A 12,567-nucleotide genomic window follows, 5' to 3' on the forward strand; every position below is an offset into this window, starting at 1 on the left:
AGACCCCGAAGGATCCGACGTGCGCGATACTGGGATTGAACCAGTGACCCCTACCGTGTCAAGGTAGTGCTCTCCCGCTGAGCTAATCGCGCGGGGAGGTCTTCCGGTCGGAACCGGTCGAACCTCTCGGAGGTGGAGACGGGATTTGAACCCGTGTACACGGCTTTGCAGGCCGTTGCCTCGCCTCTCGGCCACTCCACCAGGCAACACACGAAGAACGATCTTACACTGTTCTCCATCGAGCGGACGACGAGATTCGAACTCGCGACCCTCACCTTGGCAAGGTGATGCTCTACCAACTGAGCCACGTCCGCCTGTCTCCCGGGACCTTCACCGCTTTTCTTCGGCTGCGCTCCCTGGCGACGTGTTGAACTCTAGCGGATTCCCGGGCCAGCTAAAAATCCGTTCCCGCAGCGTGCCGATGGGATGCCCGCCGAGAGCCTCCCCGCCGACCCCTCGGCCCGGCCACCGGCCGCCACCTGCGGCGCTTCCGGACGATCATCCGCAGGCCACCCGGCGCACACCCGCGCGACGCCGGGCGCTGTTCACACCCCCGCGCCGGGCGCGCACCCCCGACCTACACTTCAGGCACCGCCGCCCAGGACCACCGCGCAGGAGAACCGTGTCCGGCCCCACCGAACCCAGCACCCCCCTCGCCCGTTTCGGCGGCCGCCTGGCCATCGGGCTGCGCGACGTCACCTCGGACCCGGCCGCCCTGGACTCCACCGGCTACTGGGCCGTCGCCTACGACTTCGAGGGCCGGCTGACCTGCGCCCGCTTCGACGACGTCCGTCCCGCCCCCGCGCCGCCCTCGGGCGCCGGCTGGCGCGGACCGGAGGCCGGCGACTGGCGCAGCTCCCTGGACCGCTCCGCCTACACCGCGGGCGTACGCCGCATCCGCGAGCACATTGCCGCCGGCGAGGTCTACCAGGCGAACCTCTGCCGCGTGCTGTCCGCACCGCTGCCCGACCCGGCCCGCAGCGACGTCGACGCCCTCACCGGCCTCCTCGCCCACGGCAACCCCGCCCCCTACGCCGGCACCATCCGCCTGCCCGGCCACGGCGTCGAGATCGCCACCGCCTCGCCCGAGCTGTACCTGCGCCGCACCGGCCGCACCGTCTCCTCCGGCCCGATCAAGGGCACCGGCCGCACCGAGGACGACCTCCTCGACAAGGACCACGCCGAGAACGTGATGATCGTGGACCTGGTCCGCAACGACCTCGGGCAGGTCTGCGCGACCGGCAGCGTCACCGTCCCCGACCTGTGCGCCGTCGAGAAGCACCCCGGCCTGGTCCACCTGGTGTCCACCGTCGAGGGCACCCTGCGCGAGGGCGCCGGCTGGCCCGAGCTGCTCGCCGCCACCTTCCCGCCCGGCTCCGTCACCGGCGCCCCCAAGTCCAGCGCCCTGCGGATCATCGACGCCCTGGAGACCGCCCCGCGCGGCCCGTACTGCGGCGCCGTCGGCTGGGTCGACGCCGACCGCGGCGAGGGCGAACTCGCCGTCGGCATCCGCACCTTCTGGCTCGACCGGACCGACCCCGAGGCGCCCGTGCTGCGCTTCGGCACCGGCGCCGGCATCACCTGGGGCTCCGACCCCGACCGTGAGTGGGCGGAAACCGAACTGAAGGCCGCCCGCCTGGTCGCGATAGCGTCGGGCAGCGACACCGACCCGACGGGCGCGTGAACCGCCCCGCCCCCACCCCGCCCTAGGAGCAGCCCTCGATGCAGAACCCGACCACGAGCTGGGTCAACGGGGCGCTCGTCGACTCCGCCGACGCCGCCGTCTCGGTCCTCGACCACGGACTCACCACCGGCGACGGGGTGTTCGAGACCATGAAGGCCACCGACGGCCGGGCCTTCGCCGTCACCCGGCACCTCGACCGGCTCACCCGCTCCGCCCGCGGCCTCGGCCTGCCCGACCCGGACCACGACCTGGTCCGCGAGGCCTGCGCCCAGGTCCTCGCCGCCAACCCGGCCCCGCTCGGCCGCCTGCGCGTCACCTACACCGGCGGCACCTCACCGCTCGGCTCCGAGCGCGGCACCGCCGGCCCCACCCTCGTCGTCGCCCTCGGCGCGATCAACCGCCGCCCCGACGAGACCGCCGCCGCCGTCGTCCCGTGGCGCCGCAACGAGCACAGCGCCGTCGCCGGCCTCAAGACCACCTCGTACGCCGAGAACGTCGTCGCCCTGGCCGCCGCCCACCGCGCCGGCGCCTCGGAGGCCCTGTTCGCCAACACCGCCAGCCTGCTCTGCGAGGGCACCGGCTCCAACGTCTTCGTCGTCCTCGGCGGCCGCCTGCTCACCCCCACCCTCGGCTCCGGCTGCCTGGCCGGCATCACTCGCCGACTGGTCATCGACTGGTGCGGCGCCGAGGAGACCGACCTGCCGCTCAGCGCCCTCCAGGACGCCGACGAGGTCTTCCTCACCTCCACCACCCGTGACGTCCAGGCCGTGACCAGGGTGGACGACCGCGAACTGCCCGGCATCGGTCCCGTCACCGCCAAGGCCATGGCCGTCTTCGCCGAACGCAGCGGCGACGACCTCGACCCGTGATCCCCGTCCGCCCACGGAAGGGGCCGCCGCACCGGCGGCGCACCGCGGCAACCGGGGCATAGCGGCCCGGGCGCGGGGAATGGACCACCACATGACCACGACGCTGCGCCCCGAGGGCCCGGAGACACCCACCGACGCCGGCGGCCGCACCAGGCGCTGGCAGATCTGCGCCAACGGCCGCCAGATCGGCGCGCTGCGCACCACCGCCATCCCGCACGGCAGTCAACTCTGGGGCGAGATATCGGAGTTGGAGGTCAGGGAAGGCCGCGGTCGGGGCCGCGGCACGTTCGGCGCGCTGGCCGCGGAGGAGGTGCTGCGCGGCTGGGACTGCACCCGGGTGGACGCCAACATCCCCGAGACGGCGCGGATCGCCCGGGGGCTCGCCAGCACCCTCGGCTACACCGAGCGGATGCGGAACCTGGCCAAGCGGCTGACCACCGCCCCCGCCCTGCCCGCAGGCGTCACCGCCGACCGGATCGAGCCCCCGGAGTTCCAGGCCTGGCTCGACCGGGCCGCGCGGGGCTACCTCCGCTCGCTCGTGGAGTCCGGGCTCAGCGAGGAGCAGGCCCGCGCCCGCTCCCACCTGGACCACCGGCGCCAGCTCCCGCAGGGCGCCGACAGCCCCGGGGTCGCTCTGCGCCGCCTGCACGCGGAGGGCGAATCCGAGCCGCTCGGCTCGCTCTGGGTGGACTTCCACCGGCGCGACCTGCCGAACGGCGGGCCGCTCGCCTGGGTGATGACCGTCGAGGTGTCCCCGGCCCACCGGGGCCGGGGACACGGCCGCACGCTGATGCTGCTCGCCGAACGCGAGTGCCTGGCCGCCGGCGTGCGCGACCTCGGCCTCAACGTGTTCGCCGGGAACGAGGTCGCGATCCGCCTCTACGCCTCGCTCGGCTACCGGGTCACCAACCGCATCTACGGAAAGCCGCTGTGACCCGACATGGCGTCAGGAAGCCGCTGCCGCCTCGATGGCGGCCACGATGCGGTCCCGCAGGCCGTCCTGGCTCTGCCCGCCGTCCAGCCGCTGCCCGCCGATCACGTACGTCGGCGTGCCGGTGACCCCGATCGCCCGGCCCTCGGCCTGGTCGGCGTCCACCGTGAGCATGTGCCGGCCGTCGATCAGCGCGGTGTCGACCTCCTCGGCGTCCACCCCGACCGCTCGGGCCGCCTCCAGCAGCACCTGCTGCCCGCGGGCGTCCAACTCCTCGACCCGGGCCAGCAGCGCCTCTACGAACGGCCAGCCCAGCCCCTGCGCGAACGCCTCCTCGGCGGCCTCCGCGGCCGCGTAGGCGTGCTTGTGCTTCTCCAGCGGGAAGTGGCGGACCTCGACGGGCAGCGCGTCGCCGTACCGTGCGCGCAGCGCCCGTACGTCGTCCAGCGCGGTGCGGCAGTCCGGACACTGGAGGTCGCACCAGAACTCGAGCCGGGGGAGGGAACCATCGATCATTCCCCCAGTGTTTCACTAGTGGGCGCCCGCTCCGGCCGACGGTGCGCCCCTGCGAAGGCCGACAGGGAGGCAGTGATGACCAGGACGACCGGAAGCGAAGGAGTACTGCCGTGCTGACGGCGGCGATCAGCTTCGCGCTCACGGCGGGCGGGGTGGCCGTGGCCGGCCTGCGGGCCTACCGGCGGCGGTTCCTGTCCGCGACCCGCTGGCTCGCGGTGGCCCTGGTGCCCGCCGGGCTCTACCTGACCGGCCTGTTCCCGGTGGCCCGGACGATCGGCGGCGAGTTCGCCGACTGGGCGACGAGGCTGGTGTTCGACCCCCGGGTCTGGACCGGCATCGTGCTGCTCGGCCTCTCCGCGCTCCTGCTGGTGACGACCCGCTGGGTGGGCCGCCGGGGCGCCGTGGACGCCGCGCCGGACCGCCCGGCCGCCGCCGGTGCCGCGCCCGAGCGCCCGGCGGTGGCGGCCACCCCGCCGAAGAAGCCGGCGGCGGGCAAGCCTGCGGCGGGCAAGCGGGACGACGGCCTCGGCGACTTCTCCGACATCGAGGAGATCCTCCGCAAGCGCGGCATCTGAGCGGCATCCGAACGCGGTATCCGAACGCGGCATCCGCCCCCCTCGGGGGCCGGCGTCAGGCGGAGGGCACGGCCTCCGCCGAGCGCTGCCGTGCCCGGTAGGCGGCGACGTGCAGCCGGTTGCCGCAGGTGCGGCTGTCGCAGTAGCGCCGGGAGCGGTTGCGGGAGAGGTCGACGAAGACCCGGGCACAGTCCGGCGCCTCGCACCGGCGCAACCGCTCCCGCTCGCCCGCCATCAGGATGAAGGCCAGTGCCATGCCCAGCTCGGCGGCGAGGTGGTCGCCGAGCGCGGCGTGCGGCGCGAAGTAGTGGATGTGCCAGTCGTGGTGGTCGTGGTTGGTCAGCCGCGGCGTCGTACCGGCGGCCGCGACGATCCGGTTGACCAGTTCGGCGGCCTCGGCGGTGGACTCCGTCCCGAACACCTCGCGCAGCCGGGTGCGCAGCTCGTGCACCTTGCGCAGGTCGTTCTCGGTCAGCGAGTCGATCTCGCTGATCTCCTGGCCGACCACGAAGGCGTCCAGTGCGGCCACGTCCGGCAGCCGCTCGGTGCCGCACACCTCGGGCGCGGTGTTGAGCAGCTCGACGAGGATGCTCAGTGCGCACTCGGTGTCATGGGTGATCAGCACGTTGGGGACTCCTCGCGCAGGGGGACTCCGGAACCCCGCGTCCACGGTTACCCCAGACCATACCGGGCCGTGCGGCGGAAGGGCGGCGGGTTCTTTCGAAGGCGTGTACGGATTCCGTCAGAGTGCCGTGAACCGAACGCCGAACCGGACGCCGTCCGGGCGGCCGGGCCCGCGAAGGCCCCCCGAAATGCCGCAGGCGCCCGGCAGCGAGGCCGGCCACCCGTATGGATGGCCGGCCTCGCTGCCGGGCGCCTGCGGTGTCGCGGGCCCCGAGGCCGCGTCGCGCGCGGCTGAGTGCTGCCGTGCCCCCGAGTAGGACGGCAGCGGTGACGGCAGGAGGTACCACCCCGCCGATGGCGGGGCGTGACCGCCTCCGGGCGGGATCAGCTTTCGGCGAGGATGTGGGACAGCTCCCGGTCGAGGTCGAAGTGGCGGTGTTCGGTGCCGGGGGGCACCGCGGCGTCCGTCCGCTTGAGAAATGACTCAAGCGCCCGGGCCGGGGCTTCCAGCAGGGCTTCTCCTTCCGGAGAGCTCAGCGCGATGCAGACCACCCCTTGCCCGTGGCTGCGGGACGGCCAGACCCGGACGTCGCCGGTACCGGTCGGTCGGTGCAGCCCCTCCGCGAGGAGATCTCGGGCGAACACCCACTCCACGGTCTCGTCGGCGCCCGTGTGGAACGTGGCGTGCACGGCGTAGGGGTCGGCGGTGTCGTAGCGCAGGCCCGCGGGGACGGGCAGTGAGGACTCGCTGGACACGATGAGGCGCAGGTGCAGCTCGCAGCTGACCGTGGTGTTCATAAGCGCCATGGCCTTTCGCTCAGTGTGCGCTCGGGGAATCGCACGTCGGCGAACGGACCATCCCACCCCCAAGCCCGATGTAAACCCCTCTGTCCCGATTCGGGCGCGAGTCGTACCCCTTACGGCGCATTGCGGAATCATCCCGGAGTGGCCCGCTCGGGCATTACCGGGCCGCTTCTTGGTTAGTTTCCTGGCATGACTGTGCGAAACGACAAGACGGCCAAGAACACGGGATCGGGTGAACCGGTCACGGCGGATGACGCGGCCGGCTCCCGCGCCCCGGCGTTCGTCCGCCGCTCGCGGCCGCTGCACCTCGCCTGGCAGGTGGCGATCTTCCTGGCCGGCCTCGCCGTGGTCGTCCTCGGCGTGATCATGCTGCCGCTGCCCGGCCCCGGCTGGGTGGTGATCTTCCTGGGCATGGGGGTCTGGGCCACCGAGTTCGACTGGGCCCGGCTGGTGCTGCGGTGGAGCCGCCGCAAGGTCGCCGAGACCGCCCAGCGCGCCCTGGAGCCGCGGGTGCGCCGCCGCAACCTCACCGTCACCGCCATCGGCCTCGCCGCGGTCGTCGGGATCGGCGGCTGGTACTTCGCCCGCTACGGCCTGGCCGTCCCCTGGACGGCGGGCGAGAGCTGAGCGGCCCGGGGCCGGGGGCCGCCGTGACCGGGGTGTTCGGACCACCCTCCGGGATGCGGTAATGTTTTCCCTGCACCCGGGCGATTAGCTCAGCGGGAGAGCACTTCGTTCACACCGAAGGGGTCACTGGTTCGATCCCAGTATCGCCCACCGGAATGCATTGTGATACGTGAGGCCCAGCCGATTATCGGCTGGGCCTCACGTGTATTTCCGGAATCCATCCGAAGAACCATCCGGGAATGCGACTGAGGCTCAGTCATCTTCCGCGTGGAGCGCGAGTTCTGCGGATGCGCCAGCAGTACCCGGAAGGGACGAGTTGTACGACGACCGCCAAATGGTGCTACAGTTCTTCTCGTTGCCCGGGCGATTAGCTCAGCGGGAGAGCACTTCGTTCACACCGAAGGGGTCACTGGTTCGATCCCAGTATCGCCCACCGGACAGCACGCAGGCCCTGACCAGGAGACTGGTCAGGGCCTGCGGCGCGTTCGGGGCCGGCGCCTGCCGGCCGCCGCTACGCCGCCGCCTCGCAGCCGTGTTCGGGTTCCAGCCGGCGGCCGCAGCCGCACCGGGCCGGCCGCAGCGGCCAGGAGGGGTCCACCCGCTCCGGCGTCCCCGACCGGTCGAACCAGTTCTGCAGCCCCCGCGCCTGCGCCGCGTGCCAGACCGCCTGCCGCAGGTGCAGCTCAGCCGCCGTCAGCCCGCCCAGCGCCGCCGGGTAGCGGGCGCCTATCCGCCGGGTCAGCGCCAGCGCCGCCGTCGCGTCCGCCGCCGCGTCGTGCGCCCCGGCCAGCTCCACGCCGTAGTGCGCGCACAGGTCGGTCAGTGTCCGACGGCCCTTGCGGTAGCGGTCCACGTGCTTGTCCAGCACCCGCGGATCCAGCACCACCAGCCCGGCCGTGCCCACCCCGTCGGTCAGCGCCAGCCCGTGATGGCGGCGCAGCTCCCGGTCCAGCAGCGTCAGGTCGTACGGCGCGTTCATCACCACCACCGGGCGCCCGGCCCGTGCCTGGTCCGCCAGCGCGCGGGTGACCTCCGCCACCACCGCGCCGACCGGGCGGCCGTGCGTCCGGGCGTGCTCGTCGGTGATGCCGTGCACCGCCCGGGCGCCGTCCGGGATCGGGACGCCCGGATCGGCGAGCCAGGTGGTGGTCTGCACCGGCCGACCCGGGGCGAGTTGGACGACCAGGGCGGCCGAGACGATCCGATCGGTCTCGACGTCCACGCCGGTGGTCTCGGTGTCGAAGGAGGCGAGTGGGCCGGTGTACCAGTGCTGCTGCATGACTGCCCCTCAGGCGAGCGTTCCGCGCGCCCGGTTGATACCCGGTTCTGACACCCGTTCAACCGTTTGGCGCAAGCCCGACCGGGGATCCTGCCCGTGGGCCCGCCGTTCCGATCCGGACGGGCCCGGAGCAGGGGGAGGCCACGGGGCGATGGCACTGACGCAGCCGCAGCCCGAGGAGGCGGCGGCCGTTCTACGGGGGAACCTGGCGGTCACCGCCTGCATGGAGACGCTGCAGGTCGGCTACCTGCACGCGGTCGCCGCCGCGGCCGGCTGCTCGCTCTCCCAGCCGTTCCCGGACAACGGGATCGACTGGCAGGTCAGCCACGGCTCCCGGGCGCACGAAGTGGACGACGAGGTCACCATCAAGATCCAGCTGAAGGCCACCCAGCAGATCGCGGCCGATCCGACCGGGCCGTTCTTCAGCTTCACCCTCGACAACGACCACCTGCGCAAGCTCGCCCGGGCGAGGGTCGCCGTGCCGCGCATCCTGGTCGTGATGCTGCTGCCGCGACGGGTCGACCACTGGCTGCACGCCCGCCCGGACGCGCTGGAACTGCGGCACTGCTGTTACTGGGTCAACCTGGCCGGCCACCCGGTCACCGGACAGCGGCGCACCAACGTGCGGGTCCCCACCGGCAAGGTCTTCGACGACCGCGCGCTCTGCGACATCATGGCCCGGGTCGGCGCGGGTGGCAGCCCGTGACCGCCCGCCCCGGTCCCGGCCCCCGGCAGCGAGGAGCAGCACCCATGACACCGCCGCACGCACCCGGCGAGCCGGTCCAGGCCCTGCCCGATCCCGCCGCTGTCGACCCGGCGGTGCTCGCCACCCTGCTCGCCCGGCACGGCTGGGTCCGGCGAGGCGGCCCCGCCGCCCGCTACGGCCGCTGGACGCCGCCCGACGACGAGTCCGGCACCAGCGTCCTCGTCCCCGCCGGGGACGGCTTCGACGACGCCGTCGACCTCCTCGCCGACGCCGTCACCGCGCTGTCCCGCTCCTCCACCCCGTCCGCCCGCGCCATCCTGCTCGCACTCGCCGTCCCCGGCGACGAACTGCGCTGGCACCGGGAGCCGGCCGGCCCCGCCGAGGCCGCCACCTGGGACGACGCCGAGCGGCTCCAGCGGGCGGCCCGCGCGATGCTCGCCGCCGGGGCCAAGGCCGGCCGGGCCACGGCCGCCTACTTCGGCGCCCGGCTGGACGCCCACGCCGGGGACTTCCTGGACCGCGTCCTGGTCGTCGAGCAGGGCGCCGCCCTCACCGCCTACACCCCCGCGCCCGAGGGCCGGGCCGCCGTCACCACCCTGGTCCGCGCCCTGGAGGCACTGCGCGACGCCGTCGACTACCGCCGGGTCAGCGGGGGGCCCGAGGCCTTCGAGAACGCCGTCCAGGCCGGAGTCAGCCGGGAACTCGTCCAGTCCGTGGAGGACCTGGTCCGCGGCGCGACGGCGACCAGGCTGACCGTCGCCTGGTCCGCCACCGCCGGGACCCCGGGCGGCTTCGGGGACCGCCGGGTCGTCCTCGACTTCTCGCCCGGCGACCTGCCCGCCCTCACCGAGGCCGCCGAACTGCTCGAACGGATCGAGCCCGCCGTCGCCGTCACCGTCGTCGGCGTGGTCGTCCGGCTCAAGCGCGCCGACCCGGCCGGACCGGGCGCGGTACGGCTGCGCGTCCTCGGCGGCGCCGAAGTCCGCGAGCTCAAGCTCCGCCTGCCCGACCCCGACTACCGGCTCGCCGCCGAGGCCCACCTCGCGGGCCTGCCGGTCCGGGTCTCCGGCCGGCTGGAGAGCCGCGGCGGCTTCCGCCGGCTCACCCGGCCGCAGGGCCTGGAACTGTGCGGCTGGGAGGACGCCGACCGCGAGCGGCTGCTGAAGTCCCTCGGCGAGGGATTCGGCGAAGCGCTCGGCGAAGAGCTCGACGGAGGCCTCGGGGAAGGGGGAGAGGGGGCGTAGGTGCGCGGCCGGGTCGACGCGCTCGGTACCATCGTCACGCGCAGCGCAGTGTTGCGTCCTCTGAATCCAGCACGTCAGGAGAGACCGGTGACGGACGTCCGGGTAATCATCAACCGCGAACCCGATCGGGAAGAGCGCGTGGTGACCACGGGCACTACGGCCGCCGAGCTCTTCGCCGACGACCGCTCGATCATCGCCGCCCGCGTCGGCGGCCAGCTCAAGGACCTCGCCTACGCCGTCCAGGACGGCGACGAGGTCGAGCCGGTCGCGATCGGCAGCAAGGACGGCCTGGACATCCTGCGCCACTCCACCGCGCACGTCATGGCGCAGGCCGTGCAGCAGCTCTACCCCGAGGCCAAGCTCGGCATCGGCCCGCCGGTCAAGGACGGCTTCTACTACGACTTCGACGTCGAGAAGCCCTTCCACCCCGATGACCTCAAGGCCATCGAGAAGCGGATGCAGGAGATCATCAAGCGCGGGCAGAAGTTCTCCCGCCGCGTGGTCACCGACGAGTCCGCCCGCGAGGAGCTGGCCGCCGAGCCGTACAAGCTGGAGCTGATCGGCCTCAAGGGCTCCGCCGCCACCGCCGGCGAGGGCGCCGACGTCGAGGTCGGCGCCGGCGAGCTCACCATCTACGACAACCTGGACGCCAAGACCGGCGAGCAGTGCTGGGGCGACCTCTGCCGCGGCCCGCACCTGCCCAGCACCCGGTACATCCCGGCGTTCAAGCTGATGCGCAACGCGGCCGCCTACTGGCGCGGCAGCGAGAAGAACCCGATGCTGCAGCGCATCTACGGGACGGCCTGGCCGACCAAGGACGAGCTCAAGGCCCACCTCGACTTCCTGGTCGAGGCCGAGAAGCGCGACCACCGCAAGCTCGGCAACGAGCTCGACCTCTTCTCCATCCCCGAGGAGATCGGCTCCGGCCTCGCCGTCTTCCACCCCAAGGGCGGCATCATCCGCCGGGCGATGGAGGACTACTCGCGCAAGCGGCACGAGGAGGAGGGCTACGAGTTCGTCTACACCCCGCACGCCACCAAGGGGAAGCTCTTCGAGAAGAGCGGCCACCTCGACTGGTACGCGGACGGTATGTACCCGCCCATGCAGCTCGACGAGGGCGTGGACTACTACCTCAAGCCGATGAACTGCCCGATGCACAACCTGATCTTCGACGCGCGCGGCCGCTCGTACCGTGAACTGCCGCTGCGCCTCTTCGAGTTCGGGACGGTGTACCGCTACGAGAAGTCCGGCGTGGTGCACGGCCTGACCCGCGCCCGCGGCTTCACGCAGGACGACGCGCACATCTACTGCACCCGCGAGCAGATGGCGGAGGAGCTCGACTCGACGCTGACCTTCGTGCTCAACCTGCTCCGCGACTACGGTCTGACCGACTTCTACCTGGAGCTGTCGACCAAGGACCCGGTCAAGTACGTCGGCTCGGACGAGACCTGGGAGGAGGCCACCGCCGTCCTCGCCAGCGTGGCCGAGAAGCAGGGGCTGCCGCTGGTGCCGGACCCGGGCGGCGCGGCCTTCTACGGCCCGAAGATCTCGGTCCAGGCGCGCGACGCGATCGGCCGGACCTGGCAGATGTCGACGATCCAGCTCGACTTCAACCTCCCCGAGCGTTTCGATCTCGAGTACACGGCGGCGGACGGCTCGCGCCAGCGGCCGGTCATGATCCACCGCGCGCTGTTCGGCAGCATCGAGCGGTTCTTCGCGGTGCTGCTGGAGCACTACGCCGGCGCCATGCCGCCGTGGCTGGCCCCGGTCACCGTGACCGGCATCCCGATCACCGACGAGCACGTGCCGTACCTGCTGGAGGTCGCGGCCGGGCTGAAGAAGCACGGGATCCGGGTCGAGGTGGACACCTCGGACGACCGCATGCAGAAGAAGATCAGGAACGCTCAGAAGAGCAAGGTTCCGTACATGCTGATCGCCGGCAACGACGACGTCGAGGCGGGCGCGGTGTCCTTCCGCTACCGCAACGGCGAGCAGAAGAACGGCGTGCCGGTGGCGGACGCCGTCGCCGAGATCGTGGAAGCGGTGAAGAACCGCATCCAGGTGTGACGCCTTCGGACCACCACGCGCGGGGCGGGCTCTTCATGAGTCCGCCCCGCGCGGCTTTGCAAGCAGCGTTGGGCGAATATGCTGATCAGCATGACGACTGAGCCGGAACTGCAGCGGGGCGTCGGGGAGCCGGACGGCTTCCGCCGCCTGTGGACCCCCCATCGGATGGCGTACATCCAGGGTGAGAACAAGCCCACCGGTCCGGCTCCGGACGACGGTTGTCCGTTCTGCTCGATCCCCTCGCTGAGCGACGAGGACGGGCTGGTCATCGCCCGGGGCGCCGCCGTGTTCGCGGTGCTGAACCTGTACCCGTACAACGGCGGCCACTTGATGGTGGTCCCGTACCGGCACGTGGCGGACTACACCGACCTGGACGAGGCGGAGACGGCCGAGCTGGCCGACTTCACCAAGCGGGCGATGACCGCGCTGCGGGCGGCCTCGGGGGCGCACGGGTTCAACATCGGGATGAACCAGGGCGCGGCGGCCGGTGCCGGGATCGCGGCGCACCTGCACCAGCACGTGGTGCCGCGCTGGGGCGGGGACACCAACTTCATGCCGGTGGTCGGCCACACCAAGGTGCTGCCGCAACTACTGGCGGACACCCGGAAGATGCTGGCCGAGGCCTGGCCGCAGGACTGATC

The 12,567-nt window shown here is 72.6% G+C and carries 13 protein-coding genes and 5 tRNA genes; 11 read left to right on the forward strand and 7 right to left on the reverse strand.

The window, feature by feature from the left end:
• Window positions 1–20 precede the first annotated feature (20 nt).
• The 3 genes from ACIQVZ_RS08725 to ACIQVZ_RS08735 all read right to left on the reverse strand — a co-directional run bounded on the left by ACIQVZ_RS08725 (window position 21) and on the right by ACIQVZ_RS08735 (window position 314).
• A tRNA-Val gene (locus ACIQVZ_RS08725) sits at window positions 21–92 on the reverse strand.
• A 38-nt stretch (window positions 93–130) separates the two neighbouring features.
• Window positions 131–201: transfer RNA gene (locus ACIQVZ_RS08730), tRNA-Cys, on the reverse strand.
• 40 nt (window positions 202–241) lie between these two features.
• Window positions 242–314: transfer RNA gene (locus tag ACIQVZ_RS08735), tRNA-Gly, on the reverse strand.
• A gap of 308 nt (window positions 315–622) precedes the next feature.
• On the opposite strand from ACIQVZ_RS08735, the gene ACIQVZ_RS08740 reads away from it, so the two are divergent.
• The 3 genes from ACIQVZ_RS08740 to ACIQVZ_RS08750 all read left to right on the forward strand — a co-directional run bounded on the left by ACIQVZ_RS08740 (window position 623) and on the right by ACIQVZ_RS08750 (window position 3,487).
• On the forward strand, window positions 623–1,684 hold the full coding sequence (locus ACIQVZ_RS08740) for a chorismate-binding protein (protein WP_402448229.1): 1,062 nt from the start codon (window positions 623–625) through the stop codon (window positions 1,682–1,684).
• A 38-nt stretch (window positions 1,685–1,722) separates the two neighbouring features.
• Window positions 1,723–2,553, forward strand: coding sequence for an aminotransferase class IV (locus tag ACIQVZ_RS08745; protein WP_402448231.1), 831 nt, complete (start codon window positions 1,723–1,725; stop codon window positions 2,551–2,553).
• Window positions 2,554–2,644: 91 nt separating this feature from the next.
• A complete protein-coding gene (locus tag ACIQVZ_RS08750; RefSeq protein WP_402448234.1) occupies window positions 2,645–3,487 on the forward strand; it encodes a GNAT family N-acetyltransferase in 843 nt (280 codons plus the stop codon).
• Window positions 3,488–3,499: 12 nt separating this feature from the next.
• On the opposite strand, the gene ACIQVZ_RS08755 is transcribed toward ACIQVZ_RS08750, so the two are convergent.
• A complete protein-coding gene (locus tag ACIQVZ_RS08755) occupies window positions 3,500–4,000 on the reverse strand; it encodes a DsbA family protein (RefSeq protein ID WP_402448236.1) in 501 nt (166 codons plus the stop codon).
• Between the two features lie 110 nt (window positions 4,001–4,110).
• On the opposite strand from ACIQVZ_RS08755, the gene ACIQVZ_RS08760 reads away from it, so the two are divergent.
• Entirely contained in the window at window positions 4,111–4,575 is a 465-nt protein-coding gene (locus tag ACIQVZ_RS08760; protein ID WP_402448238.1) for a hypothetical protein, read from the forward strand.
• Window positions 4,576–4,630: 55 nt separating this feature from the next.
• On the opposite strand, the gene ACIQVZ_RS08765 is transcribed toward ACIQVZ_RS08760, so the two are convergent.
• The gene (locus ACIQVZ_RS08765) at window positions 4,631–5,200 is read right to left on the reverse strand and encodes a CGNR zinc finger domain-containing protein (RefSeq protein ID WP_063346822.1); all 570 of its coding nucleotides are present in this window, start codon (window positions 5,198–5,200) and stop codon (window positions 4,631–4,633) included.
• A gap of 383 nt (window positions 5,201–5,583) precedes the next feature.
• On the reverse strand, window positions 5,584–5,997 hold the full coding sequence (locus tag ACIQVZ_RS08770) for an SsgA family sporulation/cell division regulator (protein ID WP_030056266.1): 414 nt from the start codon (window positions 5,995–5,997) through the stop codon (window positions 5,584–5,586).
• Window positions 5,998–6,192: 195 nt separating this feature from the next.
• Here ACIQVZ_RS08770 and ACIQVZ_RS08775 point away from each other — a divergent pair, with 195 nt between their 5' ends.
• From ACIQVZ_RS08775 to ACIQVZ_RS08785, 3 genes are all read left to right on the forward strand, one after another.
• Entirely contained in the window at window positions 6,193–6,630 is a 438-nt protein-coding gene (locus ACIQVZ_RS08775; RefSeq protein WP_402448239.1) for a TIGR02611 family protein, read from the forward strand.
• Between the two features lie 78 nt (window positions 6,631–6,708).
• A tRNA-Val gene (locus tag ACIQVZ_RS08780) sits at window positions 6,709–6,780 on the forward strand.
• Window positions 6,781–6,991: 211 nt separating this feature from the next.
• Window positions 6,992–7,063: transfer RNA gene (locus ACIQVZ_RS08785), tRNA-Val, on the forward strand.
• 78 nt (window positions 7,064–7,141) lie between these two features.
• Here the strand turns inward: ACIQVZ_RS08785 and ACIQVZ_RS08790 are convergent.
• Window positions 7,142–7,909 (reverse strand): 3'-5' exonuclease, encoded by a 768-nt coding sequence (locus tag ACIQVZ_RS08790; RefSeq protein ID WP_402448242.1) that lies wholly within the window; start codon window positions 7,907–7,909, stop codon window positions 7,142–7,144.
• Window positions 7,910–8,060: 151 nt separating this feature from the next.
• On the opposite strand from ACIQVZ_RS08790, the gene ACIQVZ_RS08795 reads away from it, so the two are divergent.
• From ACIQVZ_RS08795 to ACIQVZ_RS08810, 4 genes are all read left to right on the forward strand, one after another.
• The gene (locus tag ACIQVZ_RS08795; RefSeq protein ID WP_350877896.1) at window positions 8,061–8,615 is read left to right on the forward strand and encodes a DUF4365 domain-containing protein; all 555 of its coding nucleotides are present in this window, start codon (window positions 8,061–8,063) and stop codon (window positions 8,613–8,615) included.
• A gap of 44 nt (window positions 8,616–8,659) precedes the next feature.
• Window positions 8,660–9,859: a hypothetical protein gene (locus ACIQVZ_RS08800; RefSeq protein ID WP_402448245.1), complete on the forward strand. Its 1,200-nt coding sequence runs from the start codon at window positions 8,660–8,662 to the stop codon at window positions 9,857–9,859.
• Between the two features lie 87 nt (window positions 9,860–9,946).
• Window positions 9,947–11,926: a threonine--tRNA ligase gene (gene thrS / locus ACIQVZ_RS08805; RefSeq protein WP_402448248.1), complete on the forward strand. Its 1,980-nt coding sequence runs from the start codon at window positions 9,947–9,949 to the stop codon at window positions 11,924–11,926.
• Window positions 11,927–12,004: 78 nt separating this feature from the next.
• The gene (locus ACIQVZ_RS08810) at window positions 12,005–12,565 is read left to right on the forward strand and encodes an HIT domain-containing protein (protein ID WP_350877892.1); all 561 of its coding nucleotides are present in this window, start codon (window positions 12,005–12,007) and stop codon (window positions 12,563–12,565) included.
• Window positions 12,566–12,567 lie beyond the last annotated feature (2 nt).

The organism is Kitasatospora sp. NPDC098663, assembly GCF_044760075.1.
Classification (GTDB): domain Bacteria; phylum Actinomycetota; class Actinomycetes; order Streptomycetales; family Streptomycetaceae; genus Kitasatospora.